General features: G+C 69.8%; 18 protein-coding genes. 10 read left to right on the forward strand and 8 right to left on the reverse strand.

Going from position 1 to position 19,391, the window contains the following annotated elements:
* Window positions 1–20 precede the first annotated feature (20 nt).
* The gene (locus BLV94_RS24265) at window positions 21–1,433 is read right to left on the reverse strand and encodes a hypothetical protein (RefSeq protein WP_072938131.1); all 1,413 of its coding nucleotides are present in this window, start codon (window positions 1,431–1,433) and stop codon (window positions 21–23) included.
* Window positions 1,434–1,453: 20 nt separating this feature from the next.
* On the opposite strand from BLV94_RS24265, the gene BLV94_RS24270 reads away from it, so the two are divergent.
* The 5 genes from BLV94_RS24270 to BLV94_RS24290 are packed head-to-tail and all read left to right on the forward strand — an operon-like array spanning window position 1,454 to window position 5,866.
* Window positions 1,454–2,260, forward strand: a complete 807-nt coding sequence (locus BLV94_RS24270) for an S-methyl-5'-thioadenosine phosphorylase (protein ID WP_072938133.1) — start codon at window positions 1,454–1,456, stop codon at window positions 2,258–2,260.
* Entirely contained in the window at window positions 2,257–3,324 is a 1,068-nt protein-coding gene (locus tag BLV94_RS24275) for an NAD-dependent epimerase/dehydratase family protein (protein WP_072938134.1), read from the forward strand. The genes BLV94_RS24270 and BLV94_RS24275 overlap by 4 nt, the downstream gene beginning before the upstream one ends.
* Window positions 3,293–3,979 carry a glycosyltransferase family 2 protein gene (locus BLV94_RS24280; RefSeq protein WP_072938136.1) on the forward strand — a complete coding sequence of 229 codons (687 nt, stop codon included), beginning with the start codon at window positions 3,293–3,295 and terminating at the stop codon, window positions 3,977–3,979. The genes BLV94_RS24275 and BLV94_RS24280 overlap by 32 nt, the downstream gene beginning before the upstream one ends.
* A complete protein-coding gene (locus tag BLV94_RS24285) occupies window positions 3,976–4,650 on the forward strand; it encodes a TIGR04282 family arsenosugar biosynthesis glycosyltransferase (protein WP_072938138.1) in 675 nt (224 codons plus the stop codon). The genes BLV94_RS24280 and BLV94_RS24285 overlap by 4 nt, the downstream gene beginning before the upstream one ends.
* Before the next feature lie 46 nt (window positions 4,651–4,696).
* Window positions 4,697–5,866: an alpha/beta fold hydrolase gene (locus tag BLV94_RS24290; RefSeq protein WP_072938139.1), complete on the forward strand. Its 1,170-nt coding sequence runs from the start codon at window positions 4,697–4,699 to the stop codon at window positions 5,864–5,866.
* Here the strand turns inward: BLV94_RS24290 and BLV94_RS24295 are convergent.
* Window positions 5,835–6,761, reverse strand: coding sequence for a phosphatase PAP2 family protein (locus tag BLV94_RS24295; protein ID WP_083395663.1), 927 nt, complete (start codon window positions 6,759–6,761; stop codon window positions 5,835–5,837). The two genes, BLV94_RS24290 and BLV94_RS24295, sit on opposite strands and share 32 nt — an antisense overlap.
* Before the next feature lie 6 nt (window positions 6,762–6,767).
* Window positions 6,768–7,553 (reverse strand): crotonase/enoyl-CoA hydratase family protein, encoded by a 786-nt coding sequence (locus BLV94_RS24300; RefSeq protein ID WP_072938143.1) that lies wholly within the window; start codon window positions 7,551–7,553, stop codon window positions 6,768–6,770.
* A 79-nt stretch (window positions 7,554–7,632) separates the two neighbouring features.
* Here BLV94_RS24300 and BLV94_RS24305 point away from each other — a divergent pair, with 79 nt between their 5' ends.
* Genes BLV94_RS24305 through BLV94_RS24315 form a run of 3 tightly spaced genes read left to right on the forward strand, consistent with a single transcriptional unit; the run spans window position 7,633 to window position 10,888 of the window.
* Window positions 7,633–8,244 (forward strand): TetR/AcrR family transcriptional regulator, encoded by a 612-nt coding sequence (locus BLV94_RS24305; RefSeq protein ID WP_072938145.1) that lies wholly within the window; start codon window positions 7,633–7,635, stop codon window positions 8,242–8,244.
* Window positions 8,241–9,878: an acyl-CoA dehydrogenase family protein gene (locus BLV94_RS24310; RefSeq protein WP_072938147.1), complete on the forward strand. Its 1,638-nt coding sequence runs from the start codon at window positions 8,241–8,243 to the stop codon at window positions 9,876–9,878. Before BLV94_RS24305 ends, BLV94_RS24310 begins: the two co-directional genes overlap by 4 nt.
* On the forward strand, window positions 9,875–10,888 hold the full coding sequence (locus BLV94_RS24315) for a crotonase/enoyl-CoA hydratase family protein (protein WP_072938149.1): 1,014 nt from the start codon (window positions 9,875–9,877) through the stop codon (window positions 10,886–10,888). The genes BLV94_RS24310 and BLV94_RS24315 overlap by 4 nt, the downstream gene beginning before the upstream one ends.
* A 25-nt stretch (window positions 10,889–10,913) precedes the next feature.
* On the opposite strand, the gene BLV94_RS24320 is transcribed toward BLV94_RS24315, so the two are convergent.
* Both BLV94_RS24320 and BLV94_RS24325 read right to left on the reverse strand, forming a co-directional pair.
* Complete coding sequence (locus tag BLV94_RS24320; RefSeq protein ID WP_072938151.1) at window positions 10,914–12,173, reverse strand: RNA polymerase sigma factor; 1,260 nt, start codon at window positions 12,171–12,173, stop codon at window positions 10,914–10,916.
* A 1-nt stretch (window position 12,174) separates the two neighbouring features.
* Entirely contained in the window at window positions 12,175–12,615 is a 441-nt protein-coding gene (locus BLV94_RS24325; protein WP_072938154.1) for a YciI family protein, read from the reverse strand.
* A gap of 214 nt (window positions 12,616–12,829) precedes the next feature.
* Here BLV94_RS24325 and BLV94_RS24330 point away from each other — a divergent pair, with 214 nt between their 5' ends.
* Window positions 12,830–14,653: a flavin-containing monooxygenase gene (locus tag BLV94_RS24330; protein WP_072938157.1), complete on the forward strand. Its 1,824-nt coding sequence runs from the start codon at window positions 12,830–12,832 to the stop codon at window positions 14,651–14,653.
* Between the two features lie 101 nt (window positions 14,654–14,754).
* Here BLV94_RS24330 and BLV94_RS24335 read toward each other — a convergent pair whose 3' ends face one another.
* Together BLV94_RS24335 and BLV94_RS24340 are read right to left on the reverse strand one after the other, a co-directional pair.
* Window positions 14,755–15,189, reverse strand: coding sequence for an SRPBCC family protein (locus BLV94_RS24335; protein WP_072938160.1), 435 nt, complete (start codon window positions 15,187–15,189; stop codon window positions 14,755–14,757).
* A gap of 9 nt (window positions 15,190–15,198) precedes the next feature.
* Window positions 15,199–15,498, reverse strand: a complete 300-nt coding sequence (locus BLV94_RS24340) for a DUF4193 domain-containing protein (protein WP_005248611.1) — start codon at window positions 15,496–15,498, stop codon at window positions 15,199–15,201.
* Window positions 15,499–15,961: 463 nt separating this feature from the next.
* On the opposite strand from BLV94_RS24340, the gene BLV94_RS24350 reads away from it, so the two are divergent.
* Window positions 15,962–16,978 (forward strand): iron-siderophore ABC transporter substrate-binding protein, encoded by a 1,017-nt coding sequence (locus BLV94_RS24350; RefSeq protein WP_072938165.1) that lies wholly within the window; start codon window positions 15,962–15,964, stop codon window positions 16,976–16,978.
* Between the two features lie 4 nt (window positions 16,979–16,982).
* Here the strand turns inward: BLV94_RS24350 and BLV94_RS24355 are convergent, their stop codons facing one another.
* Window positions 16,983–19,367, reverse strand: coding sequence for a glutamate--cysteine ligase (locus BLV94_RS24355; protein WP_072938168.1), 2,385 nt, complete (start codon window positions 19,365–19,367; stop codon window positions 16,983–16,985).
* Window positions 19,368–19,391 lie beyond the last annotated feature (24 nt).

Consider the following 19,391-nt stretch of genomic DNA (forward strand, 5'->3'; position numbering starts at 1 on the left):
CTACCCGGATGCGCCGGCCGTCACCAGTTCGTGAACAGCAGATGGTTGACGGCCAGCGCACCGGCGGCCTGCACCGCGAGCCAGAACCGATGGCTTCCGCGCGGCAGGAGTGCGGGGGCGGAGAGGAGCCACCATTCGAACGGCAACCAGATCCGCTCGGTCTCCGCCTTGCTCAGCGCGCTCAGGTCGGCGATCACCACCGCGAGGAGCGCGGCGGCCGCCAGAACGGGAACCGGCGACAGCGCCCGCACCCGCGACCAGGCGAACGTCCGGGGCAGTGCGGCGGGCACCGCCAACCCGACCGCGCAGATCAGCGACGCGAAGTTGGCCCAGCCCCAGTAGGCGAAGGGGCGGTCCGACGCGATGCCCTGGTAGTACCGTTCCTGCACCAACTGGTAGCCGTCGAACCACCAGAATCCGCACAGCGTGAACACGGCGGCCACCGCGAGCGCGCCGACCAGTGCGCCGGCCAGCGGCCGGGCCGTGCGCGCGATCACCAGGACGGCGACCGCGGGAATCGCCATCAGGGTGAGCCCGTAGCTGAGGTAGACGCCGAATCCGAGCAGCACCCCTGCGGCCACGGCGACGAGCGCGGGGACCGGAACGGCGCGGGTCGCCGACAGCGCCAGCAGGGCGATCCCCCACGCCACCACGCCGGCGAACAGCGCGTCCGCCGACACCGCCACCCAGATCGCGGCGGGTGCGAGCACGAGGAACGGGGCCGCGCGCCGGGCCGTCGCCTCGTCACCGAGCGCCCGGACGGCGACGATCACGGCGGCGCCGGCACTCGACCCGACCGTGACGCACAGCGTGGACGCCCACGCGCCGCCGTCGAGTCCGATCCGGTCGAGCCAGATGAAGGTCAAGAGCGCACCGGGCGGGTGCCCCGACACGTGGGTGGTCCACGAATCGGGCTGCAGGTCCAGGATCCGGTCGGCGAAGCCCCGCAGCGTCGCCGGGATGTCCGTGACAGCGGGGACGTCGTGCAGGTACTCGTCGGTGGAGGTCAGGCGGTCGACGAACCCGCGCTGCCAGCCGTCGACCAGTGCGAGCGCCATCGCCCACAGGGCGGACCCGAGCCACACCCCGACCGTGAGGCGCCGCCACGACAGCGTCTGCGCCAGCCCGCGGCCCCACACCACGACCGCCGCCGCGACGACGACGGCGACCGGGCTGCCCCACCCGAAATGCACGTCGCGGAACCCGAACAGCGGCGCGGCGTCCGCGAAATCCCGCACACTCTCCACCGTCCGGTTGACGATGGGGGTGATCGTCTCGTTCCCCAGGTACGGGACGACGAACGCAACCACCACGAGGACCAGGGCGAGCCCGGCGCCGGCGAAGTCGCGGTAGAGGAAATTCCGCTCGCCGGTGCGCTGTGGGGATCCGATGACGTCATCTCCTTCGACGAAAGTCGCACTCGCGCCCAGCATAACGACGGAGGATAGAGCGTATGACCGCAACGAGTTCACACGACCCGGTCCGCGCGGACGTCGCCGTGATCGGGGGAAGCGGCTTCTACTCGTTCTTCGACGAGGGAGCCATGGAAGTCACGATCGACACTCCGCACGGCCGCCCCAGCGCCCCGATCACGGTCGGCGACGTGGACGGCAGGACGGTGGCGTTCCTCCCCCGCCACGGAGCAAGGCACGAATTCGCTCCCCACACCATCCCGTACCGCGCGAACCTGTGGGCGCTGCGCACGCTGGGCGTGCAGCGGGTGTTCGCACCCTGCGCCGCCGGCAGCCTCACCCCGGACCTGGGACCGGGCACGATGGTCGTGCCGGACCAGCTGGTCGACCGCACCAGCGGCCGCGCGCAGACGTACTTCGACGGCGGCGGCGTGCACGTCCAGTTCGCCGACCCGTACTGCGCCGACCTGCGCAAGGCCGCCGCCCGGCCGGGCACCGTCGAGGGCGGTGTGCTGGTGGTGGTCGAGGGACCACGGTTCTCGACCCGGGCCGAGAGCCTGTGGTTCGCCCGGCAGGGCTGGACCCTCGTCAACATGACGGGCCATCCCGAGGCGGTACTCGCCCGGGAGCTCGAGATGTGCTATGCCACCATCGCTTTGGTCACCGATCTCGATGCGGGAATCGAGACCGGCGACGGGGTGCGGGCCGTGGACGTGTTCGCCGAGTTCCAGCGCAACCTCGGTTCACTGAAGACGTTGGTCCGGTCCGCGATCGCCGCCGCCCCCGACGGACCCTGCGACGCCTGCCGGGTCCACGAGGGTGTGATCCTGCCGATCGAGTTGCCATGACGGCAACACGCGTACTGCTCACGGGCGCAGCCGGATTCATCGGCGGCCACGTCCGCACCGCACTGACCGGGGCCGGTCACGACGTCGTCGCCGTCGACGCACTGCTTCCGTCCGCGCACGGCGCCGGCGCCGAACCCCCGGACGGTGTGCGGCGTGCCGACGTGCGCGACCTGCCAGCCCTGACCGAATTGCTGAGGGGTGTGGACGTGGTGTGTCATCAGGCTGCCGTCGTCGGCGCCGGCGTGGATGTGAGCGACGCCCCGGCCTATGCCAGTCACAACGATCTCGGCACGGCGACGCTGCTCGCCGCGATGCACGAGTCGGGTTGCCGGCGGCTGATACTCGCGTCGTCGATGGTCGTCTACGGGGCGGGCCGGTATCGCAACAGCCGGGGCGAGTTCGTGGAGCCGGCACCCCGGCGGGCCGAGGACCTCGAGGCGGGGATCTTCGACGAGACGGACCCCGGCACGGGTGAGCCCCTGGAGTGGGCGCTCGTGGAGGAGAATTCGCCGCTGCGGCCGCGGAGTCTCTACGCCGCGGCCAAGGTGGCCCAGGAGCACTACGCCCTCGCCTGGGCACTGGCCACCGGCGGTTCCGTGACGGCGCTGCGCTACCACAACGTGTACGGCGACCACATGCCGCGCAACACCCCGTACTCCGGGGTGGCCGCGATGTTCCGCTCCGCCCTCGAGAACGGCGACCCTCCGCGCGTGTTCGAGGACGGCAGGCAGACGCGGGATTTCGTGCACGTCCACGACGTCGCGGCGGCGAACGTGGCCGCGATCGAGGCGGCGTTGCCGGGTTTCTCGGCGTTCAATGTGTGTTCGGGACAACCGATCACGATCGGCGAGGTGGCCGCGACGCTCGCGCGTTCGTACGGAGGGTCCGAACCCGTCGTCACCGGCGAGTACCGTCCCGGCGACGTGCGGCACATCGTCGCCGACCCCCGGCTGGCCCGGGAGCGGCTGGGGTTCCGGGCGCAGATCCTGCCCGCCGAGGGGATCGCGGCGTTCGCGTATGCACCCCTGAGGGATGCCGCGCCGGCGGGACCTCCCCGTGTCTGAGCGCGCGCCGATCTCTCCGCGGGACGTCACCGTCGTGATCCCGTGCATGAACGAGGCCGGTTCCCTGCCCGGAGTACTGGCCGCGGTGCCGCCCGATTACCGGACAGTGGTGGTGGACAACAACTCCACCGACGACACCGCCGCGGTCGCGGTGGCACACGGAGCGTCGGTGGTGCGGGAGCCCGTCCCGGGATACGGTTCGGCCGTGCACGCCGGGGTGCTGGCGGCGCAGACCATGGCCGTCTGCGTGCTGGACGGCGACGGCTCGATGGATCCGGGTGAACTCCCCCGGCTGGTCGCCGCCCTGGACTCGGGCGCCGACCTCGCCGTAGGGCGGCGACGGGGAACGTGGCCGCTGCACAGCAGGATCGGCAACGCCGTCCTCGCTGCCCGGCTCCGGCGCCGGTACGGGCTGCCGATCCACGACCTCGGTGCGATGAGAGCCGTACGCAGGCAGGACCTTCTCGATCTGGGGGTCGACGACCGCAGGTCCGGCTACCCACTGCAGCTTCTCGTGCTCGCGGGCCGCGCCCACTGGCGGGTCGTGGAGCAGGACGTCACGTATCGCCCGCGCACCGCGGGCACGTCGAAGGTGTCGGGTTCGCTGAAGGGCACCGTCGTCGCCGTCCACGACTTCTGGAAGGTGATCGGGTGACCCTCGACGTCGCCGTCCTCGTCGTCGCGAAGGCTCCAGTGCCCGGCTTCGCGAAAACCCGGCTGGCGCGGGACGTCGGCGACACAAGGGCCGCCGGCCTCGCCGCCGCCTCGCTGCTGGACACGCTCGACGCCGTCGCCGGGGCCGGGGTGGCGCAGCGGGTGGTGGCGATGACCGGCGACCTCGCCCGCGCGGTCCGGGGCAGCGACATCGCCGCGACGCTGAGCAGTTTCACCGTGGTGCCGCAGCGGGGTGAGAGTTTCGCGGAGCGGTTGGTGAACGCCCACGCCGACACGTTCGGCCATTTCGGACTGCCGATTCTCCAGATCGGAATGGACACACCACAAGTGACGGCGGGACTGCTCGCCGACTCGGCGGACCTCCTCACCGAGCGGCGGGGCCGATGCGCCCTCGGGCTCGCGGAGGACGGCGGGTGGTGGATTCTCGGTGTGCCCGATGCGGTTTCGGCGCGGGCGATACTCTCCGTTCCCACGTCGAGTCCGGACACCGGGCGCCTCACCCGAGCGGCACTGCTCGCGGCCGGCGCCGAGGTGCTGTCGCTGCCGACGCTCCGCGACGTCGACTACGCGTCCGACGTCGCCCCGGTCGCCGCGCTCTGCCCGGATTCCAGCCGCTTCCGCCGTGAGTACTTGTCAACGTCGGGCGGTTGACAAGTACTCACGGGCGGCGGAGCCGCCACGCGTACCCTCGGAGTAGATGCCGGAGAGAGTGACACGCCATCCGTCCACCGTGGCCGACTGGAGCAACGACCGCCGCAAGGCGCGACTGCACGCGACACGGCTCGGTCACCGGTGGCAGAAATTCGGTCGCACCAGGCGCTTCCTCGCCGCGGTCGCGCTCGGGACCGTTCCCCTGCTCCTTGCCGGCGGCCAGTACTGGGTCCACGACGTCCAACCCGAACGCCAGCGGCTCGCACTGACCCAGCCGCAGATCCACGAGGTGTACGACGCGCAGTCGCCCACCGACCACGACACCGCCGTCGTCGACCTCGTCGGCCTCGGCAACAAGGACGCCACCGACACGGCCAGGACACTGTCCTCGTACGGCGGCATCGGGCGGGTCTGGGCGGTCCAGTACGACAACGGCGGTATCGACACCAAGGTGATCAGCGAACTGATCGCCGCCCGCGCAGCCGACGAAGGGATCGACAACGTCGTCCTGTCCGGGCACAGCATGGGCGGCGTCGTCGCGCTGGAGGTGGCACAGCACATCTATGAGGACACCGACGCCAACCTCATCGGCGTGGTGCTCGACTGCACCCCGGTGGACCTGCACGCCGTCCGGGCCGGGAGCCGGGACAGCGGCGAAGACATGCTGCGGTGGATCGGCTGGCTGCCCGGCGCGCGGGAGAGCCGGACCATGCGCGTGCTGGTGGAGACCGCGGCCCGGCAGAGCAGATTCCTCGACACGAAGTCGGACTGGTATCCGCACGTCGACGTCGACGAATTCCGCGACGTCCTCGACGAGGTCCTCACCGAGAAGGTCCTGTCGGAGGACGTCGCGAGCAACGGGCTGATCGAATCGCAGTTCAAGACGATCGTCGCGTCCGGCGCCATCGACAACCTGAAGTCGCTGGCGGTGGAGTCGGACGACAAACCGCGACCGGGGATCGTCTTCGTGCGTCCCCGCGCGGGCTGGAAGGATCCGGTGGTCGACGTCGACTACACGCAGAAGATCCTCGTCGAACAGTCCGGTGGGACCGACGGCGCACTGCTGGTGGCGAAACTCGACGGAACCGGCCACGCGAACCCGAACCAGCAACCGGTCGTGTACAACGAGGCGATCGTCAAGCGCATCCTGCCGTTCCTCCGCACCACGCTCGACGAGGTGTCGGTCACCAGCGACGCCTCGGGTGGCCGACGGTGAGATCTCGGCCAGGCAACGTCGTCGTGTGGGACTCCCACGCCCGCGCCAGGAGGATCGCCAGCCCCAGATACGCCCATCCCGCCAGCACGTCCACGACGTAGTGCTCGCCGCCGTAGACCAGGACGAACGCCATGGCGACCGGGTACGCCGCCAGCAGCACGCGCGACCACAGATTCTTCGCGAACGGCCACAACGCGACCGCCACCAGCAGCGCGAACGCGGCGTGCAGCGACGGCAGCGCGGCGACCGGATTGCTCTGCGCCTCCAGCCACCGCGTGCTGACATCCATGGGAACGACACCGAATCCGAAGCCCGCGACGCGACCCACGCTGCCGGAGATCACGTCCCCCTCGGCGGCCAGCCACGGCGGCACGGACGGAAGCAGAATGTACGTGACCAGCCCGAGGTACGACAACAGCAGCACCCGACGCATGTACCCCGACCACACGTCGCGCGAATACACGTAGAAGACGGCCGCGAGCACCCACGGCACGAGGAAGTGACTGGTGTAGACGATCCCCGTGAGCAGAGTCCACCACGGCAGCTCACCCGTCGGAGGCAGCAGAGTCTCCTGCAACCACACGGTGGGAATCGTGCCACCGAAGAGCCAGCTCTCCACGGTCACCAGTTCCTGCGCCCGCACGGGCATCCCGAGGTGGTGGGCGACACCCCGGCTGAGGTCGTAGACGACGAGGGCAGCGATGAGCGGCAACCAGTCCCACACGACCCGCACATGGTCCCGCCACGGCCGGTCGATCGTGAACGCGATCAGGCCCGCGACGATCCACGTCGCCTGGTAGATGCGGTCGGTGGGCAGCCCCAGCGTGAAGATCGTGACGGTCAGCGCGAGCAGGTATGCGCTCCATGCCACCGCCCGTGAGTACTTGTTAACCACGGGCGGTTAAGAAGTACTCACGGGCGCAGCATCCCCGTGCCTGCCTGCCCCGGCGGCGAAGCGCGCGGCGCCCTCGATCATTCCGTTGGCCAGCGAGATTGCGCCGTGCCGGAATTCGTTCAGCAGGGCCTGATCCTCGGTGAGCCCCGACTGCTCCAGCAGCGACAACCGGTCCTGCCGCAGGCACATCTGGGGCAGGCCGGCGATCTCGGTGGCCAGTTGCCGGGCTGCGGTGAGTGCCTCCCCCGCCGCGACCTTCCGGTTGATCAGCCCCATGCTCAGGGCCTCGTCGGCGTCGACGGGCCGCCCGGTGAGGACGAGGTCCATCGCGCGGCTCTCCCCGATGAGCCGCGGCAGGCGGACGGTGCCGCCGTCGATGAGCGGCACGCCCCAGCGTCGGCAGAACACTCCGAGGACGGCGTCCGCACCGGCGACCCGCAGGTCGGCCCACAACGCGAGTTCGAGTCCGCCTGCCACCGCGTGCCCGTCGATCGCGGCGATCACCGGTTTCGACAACCGCATTCGGGAGATGCCCATCGGTGCGTCGCCGTCGGGCGCCACCCGATTCCCGGTCCCGGAACTGATCGCCTTGAGATCCGCTCCCCCGCAAAATGTTCCGCCCTCGCCGTGCAGCACCGCGACGGACGCGGCCTCGTCAGCGTCGAAGGCGCGGAAGGCGTCGGCGAGCGCCTCGGCGGTGGGCCGGTCGACCGCGTTGCGGACTTCGGGCCGATTCAGGCTGATCGTCGTGACCGGGCCGTCCTTGCGGACGAGTACCAAATCGGAAGTCATCGCATGCGCCTTTCCTCGCCGGTGTAGCCGACGCTAGCACCCTTGACGCAAGAACGGAACGGGTGTTCACTTCTTGGGTATGGCCTACCGGCGCACACCCGCCGTCCAGGAACGCCTGGACGCTCTCCGCACCACCCTCATCGACTCCGCGATCGGGCTGATCGCCCGCGACGGTTACGCCGGATGCTCGATCTCCGCGGTCGCCGCGGAGGCCGGCGTCGGCACCGGCACCGTCTACCGGCACTTCTCGAACAAGGGCGAACTGTTCGCGGAAGTGTTCCGCATCGTCTGCAGTCGCGAGGTGAGCGCCGCCGTCGAATCCGGTAACACCGCCCGTGCCGACGAGGGTCGTTGCGTCGCCGCCGTTTCCGCCTCCGTCGCCACGTTCGCCGAACGCGCGCTGCGCGCACCCACCCTGGCGTACGCACTGCTCGTGGAACCCGTCGACCCGCAGGTCGACACGGAGCGCCTGCTGTTCCGCGAATCGTTCCGCGACGCCCTCGCGGTGGCGATCGCCGGCGCCGTCGAGGCCGGGGAGATCCCGGACCAGGACGCGTCGGTCACGGCCGCCTGCATCGTCGGCGCCATCGGCGAAGCACTGATCCTGCCCCTCGCCCGCGGCGCCGCCGACGCCGCGATCATCCCCGCCCTGCTCACGTTCACCCTTCGATCCCTCGGGAGCCCGACATGAGTGCCACACACGAGGTCGTCAACCAGGTGCCGCCGCTGATCAATTTCGACGCCGCCGATTACGCACCGATCCTCGAAGCGCTGCAACGCGAAGGCGCCCACGACGCGCTCGAAGAATTGCACGACGTCGGACGCCTCGCCGGGAGCGAGGAGGCGCAGCGCTGGGGCGACCTCGCCGAGGCGCACCCTCCCGTCCTGCGCACCCACGACCGCTACGGCCACCGAATCGACGAGGTCGAGTACGACCCGGCCTACCACCAGCTGATGACCACCGCCGTCGAGATGGGCCTGCACGGCGCACCGTGGGCCGACCCGCACCCGCGCGCCCACCTGGTACGGGCCGCGAAGATGGCGGTGTGGGGCCAGGTCGACGCCGGCCACGGCTGCCCGATCTCCATGACGTATGCCGTCGTCCCCGCCCTCCGGCACAACCGTGAGCTGGCGGAACGATACGAACCGTTGCTCACCGCCCGGGTCTACGATCCCGCGCTGCATCCTCCGCTGACGAAGGCCGGGCTGATCGCCGGGATGTCGATGACGGAGAAGCAGGGCGGCTCCGACGTCCGCGCGGGCACCACCCGGGCCGTGCCGCAGTCCGATGGCAGCTACCTGCTGACCGGGCACAAGTGGTTCACGTCGGCGCCGATGTCCGACGTGTTCCTGGTGCTCGCCCAGGCACCCGGCGGACTGTCGTGCTTCTTCCTGCCCAGAGTCCTGCCGGACGGGACCCGCAACCGAATGCACCTGCAGCGCCTCAAGGACAAGCTCGGCAACCACTCCAACGCCAGCAGCGAGGTCGAGTACGACGAGGCCGTTGCCTGGCTCGTCGGCGAGGAAGGTCGCGGGGTTCCGACGATCATCGAGATGGTCAACATGACCCGCCTCGACTGCACCATCGGCACGTCCACCGGCATGCGGGTCGGCACGGCGCAGGCCGCACATCACGCCGTGCACCGGAGCGCGTTCGGCGCCCACCTGGTGGATCAGCCGCTGATGCGGAACGTGCTCGCCGACCTCGCCGTCGAGTCGGAGGCGGCTACGACCGTCGCCCTGTGGCTGGCCGCGCTGACCGACCGGGCGACCGCGGGCGACGAGCACGCGAACACGCTCCGCCGCATCTCGCTGTCGGTCAGCAAGTATTTCGTCTGCAAGCGCGGGCCGATCCATGCCGCCGAGGCCCTGGAATGCCTGGGCGGCAACGGGTACGTGGAGGAATCCCGGATGCCGCGACTGTACCGGGAGGCGCCCCTGCTGTCGGTGTGGGAGGGCTCCGGCAACGTCGCCGCCCTGGACACCCTGCGCGCGATGGCCAAACAGCCGGAGACGCTTCAGGTGTTCTTCGACGAACTCGGCGCGACCGCCGGCGCCGACGCGCGACTCGACGCCGCCGTCACGGATCTGAAGGCGAGTTTCGGCGACCTCGACACGCTCGAGCACCGGGCGCGGCGAATCGTCGGCGACATGGCGGTCGCCCTCCAGGGTTCGCTGCTCGTCCGCCACGGGCACCCGGCGGTGGCCGACGCGTTCTGCGTCAGCCGGCTGTCCGGCGACTGGGGCACCGTGTTCGGCACACTGCCGACCGGCGTCGACACCGCCGCCATCATCGACCGCGCCACCCCCAAGGTGGGGTCATGACCGACCACGCCGGCACCCGCCCGGCGGCCTGGCGCGACGGCTGGGACGAGGGCGCAGACTCCCTGTTCGCGGGTCGTGAACCGGACCGGGCCGACGAGCCGGAGTACCGGACCCTCAGCTACGAGGTGACCGGACGCATCGCCCGGATCACGTTCGACCGGCCGGAGCACGGCAACGCGATCACCGCCGACACTCCCGTGGAGCTCGCCGCCACCGTGGAACGCGCCGACCTCGACCCGCGCGTGCACGTGATCCTGCTGTCGGGGCGCGGTAAAGGATTTTGCGGCGGATACGACCTGGGCGTCTTCGCGGAGAACAGCGGCGGCAGCGGCGAACGACCGGGCGAGACGACGGGCACCGTCCTCGATCCGATCGTGCAGGCACGCAACCACAATCCGTTCGCCAACTGGGATCCGATGGCCGACTACGCGATGATGAGCCGGTTCAACCGTGGCTTCGCGAGCCTGCTGCACGCGAACAAGCCGACCGTCGCGAAGATCCACGGATTCTGCGTGGCGGGCGGCACCGACATCGCGCTGTACTGCGACCAGATCGTCGCCGCGGACGACACGAAGATCGGCTATCCCCCGACCCGGGTGTGGGGTGTGCCGGCGGCCGGCATGTGGGCGCACCGCCTCGGCGACCAGCGGGCGAAACGACTCCTCCTCACCGGCGACTGCATCACCGGACGGCAGGCGGCCGAGTGGGGTCTCGCCGTGGAGTCGGCGCCCGCGGACGAACTCGACCGCCGCACCGAGGACCTCGTCGAGCGGATCGCGCAGATGCCGATCAACCAGCTGATGATGGTCAAACTCGCGCTGAACAGCGCGCTGCTCGCGCAGGGCGTCGCCAACTCGACGATGGTGGGCACCGTCTTCGACGGGATGTCCCGGCACACCCGCGAGGGGTATGCGTTCCAATTGCGCTCGGCCACCGCCGGATTCCGTGAGGCCGTCCGCGAACGCGACGAGCCGTTCGGCGACCACAAGCAGTCCCGTCCGGGGCGCTGATCCGCTCCGCGACCACCCGGCCGCCTCACGCTTCGGTGCGCGCGGACGCGGCGGCGGCCCGTGCCATGAGCAGGTTGCGTTCCCGCCGGGTGGGTGCGGCGGCCGCGGCGTCCTCGAGCGTCCGGGCTGCCTCCTCGTAGCGGCCGAGGCGTTCGAGAACTTCGCCTCGCACCGCGCCGTACAGATGGAGGCGGGCCAGCCGGGGATCGTCCCGCACCGCGTCGAGGGCGGCCAGCGCCGCGTCCGGGCCGTCCGAATGCAGCAGCGCCACCGCGCGATTGAGTTCCACCACCGGCGACGGCGCCACCTGCGCCAGCGCGTCGTACAGGGCGACGATCGCCTCCCAGTCCGTGTCCTCGAAACGAGGCGCCCGGGCGTGACATCCGGCGATCGCGGCCTGCAACGAATAGGGACCGAGCGGGCGGCCCAGCGCGACGGCCCGCTCCAGCGCGGCATTACCGTGCTTCAACAGGATGCGGTCCCACCGCGACCGGTCCTGATCCTGCAACAGGATCGGTTCACCGCCCGGGCCCAGCCGAGCGGCGAACCGCGACGCCTGCAACTCGGTCAGCGCCACCAGTCCGTGCACCTCGGGCTCACGGGGTAGCAGTCCGGCGAGGACACGGGCGAGCCGCATCGCCTCGGCGGCGAGGTCACGTCGTATCCAGTCCTCACCCGACGTGGCGGCGTAGCCCTCGTTGAACACCAGGTAGACCACCTCGAGCACCGCCGACAGTCGCGCCGGAAGTTCCTCGCGCGCCGGCACCTCGAACGGCACCTTCGCCTCCGACAGCGTCCGCTTGGCCCTGCTGATCCGCTGTCCCATCGTCGCCGACGGCACCAGGAACGCCCGCGCGATCTCGTCCGTCCGGAGACCACCCACCAGCCGGAGTGTCAACGCCACCCGCGACTCCCGGGGAAGCACCGGGTGACACGCCACGAACACCAGCGCCAGCAGATCGTCCTCCACACCCTCGACCGCGTCCGGCGCGGGCATCGCGCTCGGCTGCTGCGCCGAGGGGTCCACGGCGATCTGCGTGTACTTCGACTGCTGCGACCGCTCACGGCGAATCCGATCGATCGCCTTGTGTTTGGCCGTCGCCGTCAGCCACGCACCCGGATTGTCCGGGACGCCGTCCCGCGGCCACTGCTCCAGCGCCAGCACGAACGCGTCCTGCGCGATCTCCTCGGCCGTGCCGACATCACGGACGAGACGGGTGAGGGACGCGATGAGCCGCGGCGACTCCATCCGCCACACCGCCTCGACCGTGCGCCGCGCGTCCATGTCAGCGGTCGGGGTGCTGCTCGCGGATCCGCGCCGCGAGCGCCTCTTCCCGCTCCCGCAACTCCGGCGTGAACTCGTCCCCGAAGTCGTCCGACTCGAAGATCGGCCGCACCTCGATCAGCTGTCGTATTCCGGTGCCGGGGTCGGCGGGGCACTTCTTCACCCACTCGATCGCCTCCTCGAGAGACCGCACCTCCCAGATCCAGAAACCCGCGACGATCTCCTTCGACTCCGTGAACGGGCCGTCGACCACCGACGTCGTGCCGCCCTCGAACACCACCCGCGCCCCGGCGCTGGTCGGCTTCAGACCCTGCCCGTCGAGCATGATCCCGGCGTTCACCAAGTCCTCGTTGTACGCGCTCATCGCGGCGAGCATCGCCTCCGTCGGGGCGATCTTGTCTTCGTCGGCTCCGGCACCCTCGATCATCACCATGACCCGCATGATTTCCTCCTCGATTGTGGTCGGTCCCGGCCTCTGCCCGGACTCACACGGTACGTCGAACGGCGGGCCCGGTTTTCGACATCAGCCGTGAGTACTTGTTAACCGCCAGCGGTTGGCAAGTACTCACGGGGGCGATTGCAACACGATGCAACGCTTGCCGCTCAGCTCCGACCGGCGTGTGCTGCATGTCACATACCGAGCGAAGGAGAGGTACATGACACAGACGGTCCAGCCGACTGAGGTGCAGACGACCCTGACCCCCCAGGAACGCGTCGACCTGTGGTTGGCGAGCTTCGAATCCGCTCTCGCCACGCGCGACGTCGATCGCGCCGCGGGCATGTTCGCCGTCGACAGTTTCTGGCGGGACCTGGTGGCGTTCACCTGGAACCTCAAGACCGTGGAGGGGCGCGACGCCGTCGCCGCGATGCTGCACGCACGCCTCGACGACACCGACCCGACGAACTTCCGCACCACCGAGACCCCGGACGAGGCGGACGGCGTCACGTCCGCGTGGATCGAATTCGAGACGGCGACGGGCCGGGGCAAGGGGCACCTGCGGCTGAAGGACGACGAGGCGTGGACGTTCCTCACCACCATGCAGGAGTTGAAGGGCCACGAGGAACGCCGGGGACGGAACCGCGTCAAGGGCGCGGTCCACGGCTCCGGCGGCGACACCCAGAGCTGGGCGGAGAAGCGGGAGATCGAGGAGCGGGAACTCGGCTACACCCGGCAGCCGTACGTTCTCGTGATCGGCGGCGGCCAGGGCGGCATCGCGCTCGGCGCACGGCTGCGCCAACTCGGGGTGCCGGCCATCGTCGTCGACAAGAACGAACGCCCCGGCGACCAGTGGCGCAACCGGTACAAGTCGCTGTGCCTGCACGACCCGGTCTGGTACGACCACCTGCCGTACATGCAGTTCCCGGACAACTGGCCGGTGTTCGCCCCGAAGGACAAGATCGGCGACTGGCTCGAGATGTACACGAAGGTGATGGAGATTCCGTACTGGGCGTCCACCACCTGCACGTCCGCGAGGTTCGACGAAGAAACGAAGGAGTGGACCGTCGTCCTCGACCGCGACGGCGAAGAGGTGGTGCTCCACCCGAAGCAGTTGGTGCTCGCCACCGGCATGTCGGGCAAACCGAACGTTCCGACGTTCCCCGGCCAGGACGTCTTCCGCGGTGAGCAGCACCACTCGAGCCGGCACCCCGGTCCGGACGCCTACGCCGGGAAGCGCGTCGTCGTCGTCGGAGCCAACAACTCGGCGCACGACATCTGCAAGGCGCTCTTCGAGACCGGCGCCGACGTGACGATGCTGCAGCGGTCGTCCACGCACATCGTGAAGTCGGATTCGCTGATGGACCTCGGCCTCGGCGACCTCTACTCGGAGCGCGCGCTCGCGGCGGGCATGACGACGGAGAAGGCCGACCTCACGTTCGCGTCGCTGCCGTACAAGATCATGCACGAATTCCAGATCCCGATCTATCAGAAGATCGCCGAACGGGACAAAGACTTCTACGAGCGACTCGAAAAGGCCGGTTTCAAGCTCGATTTCGGTGACGACGGTTCCGGTCTGTTCATGAAGTACCTGCGCCGCGGGTCCGGCTACTACATCGACGTCGGCGCGTCCGAACTAGTCGCGGACGGCAGCATCCACCTCGTGTCCGGACAGGTCGACCATCTCAGCGAGGACGCCGTGGTTCTCACCGACGGCACCGAGTTGCCTGCCGACCTCGTCGTCTACGCCACCGGCTACGGGTCGATGAACGGCTGGGCCGCCGACCTCATGGGCCAGGAAGTGGCCGACAAGGTCGGAAAGTGCTGGGGTCTCGGCTCCGACACCACCAAGGACCCCGGGCCGTGGGAGGGCGAACAGCGCAACATGTGGAAGCCCACCCAGCAGGAAGCGCTGTGGTTCCACGGCGGCAACCTGCACCAGTCGCGGCACTACTCGCTGTACCTCGCCCTGCAGCTCAAAGCGCGGCACGAGGAGATCCCGACACCGGTCTACGGGCTGCAGGAGGTGCATCACCTCAGCTGATCGGTCCCGACACAACGCGGGCGCCTCGCATCGTGCGGGGCGCCCGCACACTGTGTGCGTCCAGACACGGTGTGCGGCCAGACACGGTGTGCGGCAGATTGTTACCTCGCCTCGAGGACCCCGGTCATCTGTTTGACGGTCTTGCCCGCGAGTACCTCGAACGCGAGGCGGGCGGCGGGGTCGGCGAAGCGCGCCAGGCCGGTGAATTCGAGATGCGCGCGGTAGGTGATCGACGTCGAGGCGTCGTGCACCTTCTCGAACGACAGGTCGTCCGACGTGACCGCGGCTCCGTTGCGACCCTCGAAGACGACGTGATCGGGGTCGTCGCGGGTCATGCGGTAGGTGAGTTCGGTGGTGCGCCCGAAGAACGAGGACACGTTGCGCCATTCCGTGCCCACCGCCACCGGACCGGGCGTGGTCTGCTCGCACTTCTCGGTCCCGGGATCCCAGGCCGTGGTGTTCGCGAAGTCACGCAGGTATGCGACGACTTCCCCGAGCGGTGAGGCGACGGTGAACGTTCTGCTGACGTCGGCCACGCGGGCCTCCTATGCGCAGTCGCGGCAGATCAGCTGCCCGCCCTCTTCGGACGCGAGACGCGAACGATGATGGACCAGGAAGCAACTGCTACAGGTGAATTCGTCGGCCCTCTTCGGGACGACCCGGACCGTGAGTTCCTCACCGGACAGGTCGGCGCCGGGCAGTTCGAAGGACTCCGCCGTGTCGGTCTCCTCGACGTCGACGACGGACGACTGCGAGTCGTTCCTCCGTGTCTTCAGTTCTTCGAGCGAGTCCGCGGCGAGTTCGTCGTCGACGGTAACCCGTGGTGCGTCGTAGTCGGTTGCCATGACTTCCTCCCTTTGGCTCATGTTCCCCGTGTCGTGAAATTCCACACTTGCGGGGCACGGTTGCTAGACAACGCACCGATCCCGCATTTTGTTCCCGGGCGGCCACAGCTGCCCTGTGATTGCGGGATGCCCGTTCCGGGTACCACTCAATCAGCCGATCGGAAGGTGGTCTGTCGATGACGAGTGCGCGCGACGAGCACGGCAATCCCGTGCCCGACCCGGAGCCGGTGCCGCCGTCACCGGGCCCTCCTCCGGTGCCGCCGACGCCGACACCACCCCACCCGTTTCCGCCGGAGCCGGGTCCGGAACCCGCACCGCCCGAGCCGGGACCGCAGCCTGGTCCGCCGGGGCCGACGCCGCCCCCTGGTCCGCCGATTCCCGAGCCGACTCCCCCGTTTCCGCCACAGATGCACAGCCCCACCCACTCCCTGTAGGTTAGCCTCACCTACAGGTGAGGTAGTGGATGCGAACGCTCAACCGTCGCAAGTTCCTGACCGTGAGCGCCGGGGTCGGCATGGCCGCCGTCGCCGCAGCGTGCTCGTCCGGCACCGAAGCCGGCTCCGAAGGCGACACCCGGACGGTGACGCACAAGAAGGGAACGACCGAAGTCCCGGGCGACCCCCAGCGGATCGTCACCGTCGGCTACTCCGACCAGGACACGCTCCTCGCGTTCGGACGGACGCCGGTCGGCGTCACCGACTGGTACGGCGACTATCCGGACGCCACCTGGCCCTGGGCCCAGGACGCGCTCGGCGGTGCGCACCCCGAAGTCTTCAACCGCGGACAGTTCACCGGTGAGGCCAACTTCGCGTACGAGGAGATCGCGAAACTCGGCCCCGACCTGATCCTCGCGCTGTACATCGACGTCGACGACGACGCGTATCAGCGACTTTCGGCCATCGCGCCCACCGTCACGACATCTCCGGACTACCCCGATTTCGGCATGCCGTGGCAGGACGCCGTCCGCATCGTCGGCACCACCCTCGGCGAGGACCGGAAGGCGGATCAACTCGTCGCCGACGTCGACGACCTGGTCGCGCAACAGCGCGCCGCCCACCCCGAATTCGAGGGCAAGACGGTCGCGGTGGCCGAACTGGGCGACGCCGGCTCGTTCTACGTCCGCTCCCCGAACGACCCCCGCTCACGCCTGATGACATCGCTCGGGTTCGTCGTCCCGGAGCAGATCACCCAGCTCGCGGGCGACCAGGACGCGTTCACCATCAGCAAGGAACAGCTGAACATCCTCGACGTCGACGTCGACGTCCTCGTCTGGAACGTGGGCAGCAGCCCCGGCGCCGAAGCGCAGATCACCGCGGACCCCGTCTATCAGTCACTGCCGGTGGCGAAGGCCGGACGGGCCGTGTTCGTCGACGACCCCACCGTCTCCGGCGCTCTCACCTGGGGCACCGTCCTCAGCCTCCCTTATGCCGTCGACGCCCTCGTGCCGAAACTGGCGGAGGCCGCCGCCAAACCGGCCTGACCGTTCACTCCGACTCGTCTTCGAGCCGGGTGAGCGCGACCAGCGTCCGGACCCCGTGCACCATGGCGCGTTCGTCGAGGTTGAAACCCGGCTGGTGCAGCTCCTGGGGTGTGCCGGTGCCGTCCCACACGCCGAGCCTGGCCATCGCGCCCGGGACCTTCTCGAGGTACCAGGCGAAGTCCTCGCCGCCGCTGGACTGGTGGGCCTCGCCCAGGTGGTCGAAGCCGACGACCGATTCGATCGCCTCACGCAGGTCGGCGGTGCAGTCGGGATCGTTGACGACGGGCGGGACACCTTGCCGGTAGGAGAGCTCGTACCGCACGTTGTACGGTGCGAGCAGGTGGCAGATCGCGTCCGTGACCAGCGGTTCGAGCAAGGCCCACGTCTCGCGGGACGCACTGCGCAGGGTGCCGACCAGTTCACCCGACTCGGGCACGGAGTTCGCGGCCTGCCCCGCGGCCACCTTGCCCCACGTGAGGACGGTCGCGGTGCGGGCGTCGATGCGGCGGTCGAGCACGGACGCGAGTCCCGTCACCAGGACGGCGGCGGCGTGGATCAGATCGCCGGTCAGGTGCGGCCGGGCGGTGTGCCCGCCCGACGACCACAACCGCACGGTGACGGAGTCGTTGGACGAGGTGATCGGCCCGGTCCGGGTGGCCAGCTTGCCGACTTCGAGGTGCGGGTCGCAGTGCAGCGCGAAGATCTTCGACACCCCGTCGAGTGCGCCCGCGGCGATCGTGTCGACGGAGCCGCCGGGTGTCGTCTCCTCGGCGGGCTGGAAGATGAGCCGGACCCGGGTCGGCGGCGGGTACTTCACGAGGACCGACGCCGCCCCCATCAGCATCGTGGTGTGGGCGTCGTGACCGCACGCGTGCGACACCCCGGGGACCGTCGACTCGAACGGGAGACCCGTCGCCTCGGCGACCGGGAGTGCATCGAGGTCGGCGCGCAGTGCGACGCAGTCGCCCGTCTCCGGGCCGAGGTCGCACCACAGGCCGGTGCCGCCGGGCAACACGACGGGTTCGAGTCCGAGACCCATGAGGTGGTTGCGCACGATTCCGGTGGTCCGGCGTTCCTCGAACGACAGCTCCGGATGCGCGTGCAGATCCCGGCGCCACTCGATCAGCTTCTTCTCGTCGAGCTCCGTCGACTCCGTCCACGTCATGTCGGCGGTGTCGGCGCGATCCCACAGCCTGGCGCTCCAGTACCGCCGGGTCCGGCGACCACCGATCGAGGTCGGGTCCGTCCGGGGCGGCGCGGGCGAGACCTCCACCTCCGGGAGGTGTTCGGTGCGGCCCGCCGTCTCTGCGAGCAGCAGGTCGACGACGTCGGTGAGCCGGCCTCGGCGAGCGAGCGCGTGACGTTGCCGAGCCGCGGAACTCCCGTGGGCGGACGCCTCGGCGGACAACTCCAGCACGGTGTCCCAGTCGCCTGCCTGCTCGAGCTGCGGTCGCAGCGAGTTCACGAAGTCGCCGACGAGGTCGGACGCGGGACGCGCCTGCGGAAACCGCACGTCGACCAACTCCCCCTCCAACCCCGACCGCGCCGCCCGCCACAACGCCGCCCGCGTCAGGGTCGGGACCACCTCGACGCCCTTCGTCCCTGCGCGCAGACCCTCCACCTCGCGTTCGACGAGCGCCCGGAAGAGGGCGGCGACGAGCACGACCGTGTCCAGCCGGGGGCAGCTGTCGCACACCCGCAACTCCAGGGTCGGAAGCTTCACCGACGGCCGGACGTCGAAATACGCCATGCCCGGGTCGCTGATCACCCCGCTGGCGACCAGGTCGTCGATCAGGGCGCCGTACTCGACGGCCGAGGCGACGGGCGCGGCCGGACCGGTGCTGGGCCAGCGCAACCACAGAAGCGTCCGCGCGCTCGCATAGCCGGTGTCCGCACCGTCCGACCGGAACGGGGAACTTGCGCTGAGCGCCAGGAGGACGGGCATGTGCGGGGCGACACGGTGCGCGACCTGCACGGCCTCGTCACGGTCGGGCAGGTCGACGTGAACCTGGGTGCCGCAGATCAGCTGCTCACGGGCGAGCACCTGGTAGTCCGCGAGCATCCGCCGGTAGCGCTGCGTCCCCGTCACGTGCATCTCGGCGGGCAGCGCCAGCGGCATCGAACCCGCGGCCGCCACCCCGATCCCGAGTCCCTCGGCCGCGTCGATCAGCACCGTTCGGTGCCGCTCCAGATCGCTGCGCAGGCCGTCGAGGTCGGCGTACACACCGCTGTTCACCTCGACGACGCACTGCTGGAGTTCGTCGACGTACACGTCGTCGGGAAGTCGTGCCAGCAACTCCGGCGCGCGGGTGGTCAGGCGCCGGGTCTTGCGATCGATGAGATGGAATTCCTCTTCGACCCCCACTTTCCGTGGGTCGCTGACGAGCACGATGTGCCTCTATTTCCCTGTGGC

This window comes from Rhodococcus koreensis (genome assembly GCF_900105905.1).
Taxonomy (GTDB): Bacteria; Actinomycetota; Actinomycetes; order Mycobacteriales; family Mycobacteriaceae; genus Rhodococcus_F; species Rhodococcus_F koreensis.

What these genes read in the sequence shown, in the direction of transcription:
- BLV94_RS24320 (WP_072938151.1), bottom strand. Translation starts at nt 12,173, where the DNA reads ATGGACGCGCGGCGCACGGTCGAGGCGGTGTGGCGGATGGAGTCGCCG.
- BLV94_RS24325 (WP_072938154.1), bottom strand. Translation starts at nt 12,615, where the DNA reads ATGCGGGTCATGGTGATGATCGAGGGTGCCGGAGCCGACGAAGACAAG.
- BLV94_RS24275 (WP_072938134.1), top strand. Translation starts at nt 2,257, where the DNA reads ATGACGGCAACACGCGTACTGCTCACGGGCGCAGCCGGATTCATCGGC.
- BLV94_RS24280 (WP_072938136.1), top strand. Translation starts at nt 3,293, where the DNA reads ATGCCGCGCCGGCGGGACCTCCCCGTGTCTGAGCGCGCGCCGATCTCT.
- BLV94_RS24270 (WP_072938133.1), top strand. Translation starts at nt 1,454, where the DNA reads ATGACCGCAACGAGTTCACACGACCCGGTCCGCGCGGACGTCGCCGTG.
- BLV94_RS24305 (WP_072938145.1), top strand. Translation starts at nt 7,633, where the DNA reads ATGGCCTACCGGCGCACACCCGCCGTCCAGGAACGCCTGGACGCTCTC.
- BLV94_RS24315 (WP_072938149.1), top strand. Translation starts at nt 9,875, where the DNA reads ATGACCGACCACGCCGGCACCCGCCCGGCGGCCTGGCGCGACGGCTGG.
- BLV94_RS24340 (WP_005248611.1), bottom strand. Translation starts at nt 15,498, where the DNA reads ATGGCAACCGACTACGACGCACCACGGGTTACCGTCGACGACGAACTC.
- BLV94_RS24310 (WP_072938147.1), top strand. Translation starts at nt 8,241, where the DNA reads ATGAGTGCCACACACGAGGTCGTCAACCAGGTGCCGCCGCTGATCAAT.
- BLV94_RS24290 (WP_072938139.1), top strand. Translation starts at nt 4,697, where the DNA reads ATGCCGGAGAGAGTGACACGCCATCCGTCCACCGTGGCCGACTGGAGC.
- BLV94_RS24330 (WP_072938157.1), top strand. Translation starts at nt 12,830, where the DNA reads ATGACACAGACGGTCCAGCCGACTGAGGTGCAGACGACCCTGACCCCC.
- BLV94_RS24300 (WP_072938143.1), bottom strand. Translation starts at nt 7,553, where the DNA reads ATGACTTCCGATTTGGTACTCGTCCGCAAGGACGGCCCGGTCACGACG.
- BLV94_RS24350 (WP_072938165.1), top strand. Translation starts at nt 15,962, where the DNA reads ATGCGAACGCTCAACCGTCGCAAGTTCCTGACCGTGAGCGCCGGGGTC.
- BLV94_RS24265 (WP_072938131.1), bottom strand. Translation starts at nt 1,433, where the DNA reads ATGCTGGGCGCGAGTGCGACTTTCGTCGAAGGAGATGACGTCATCGGA.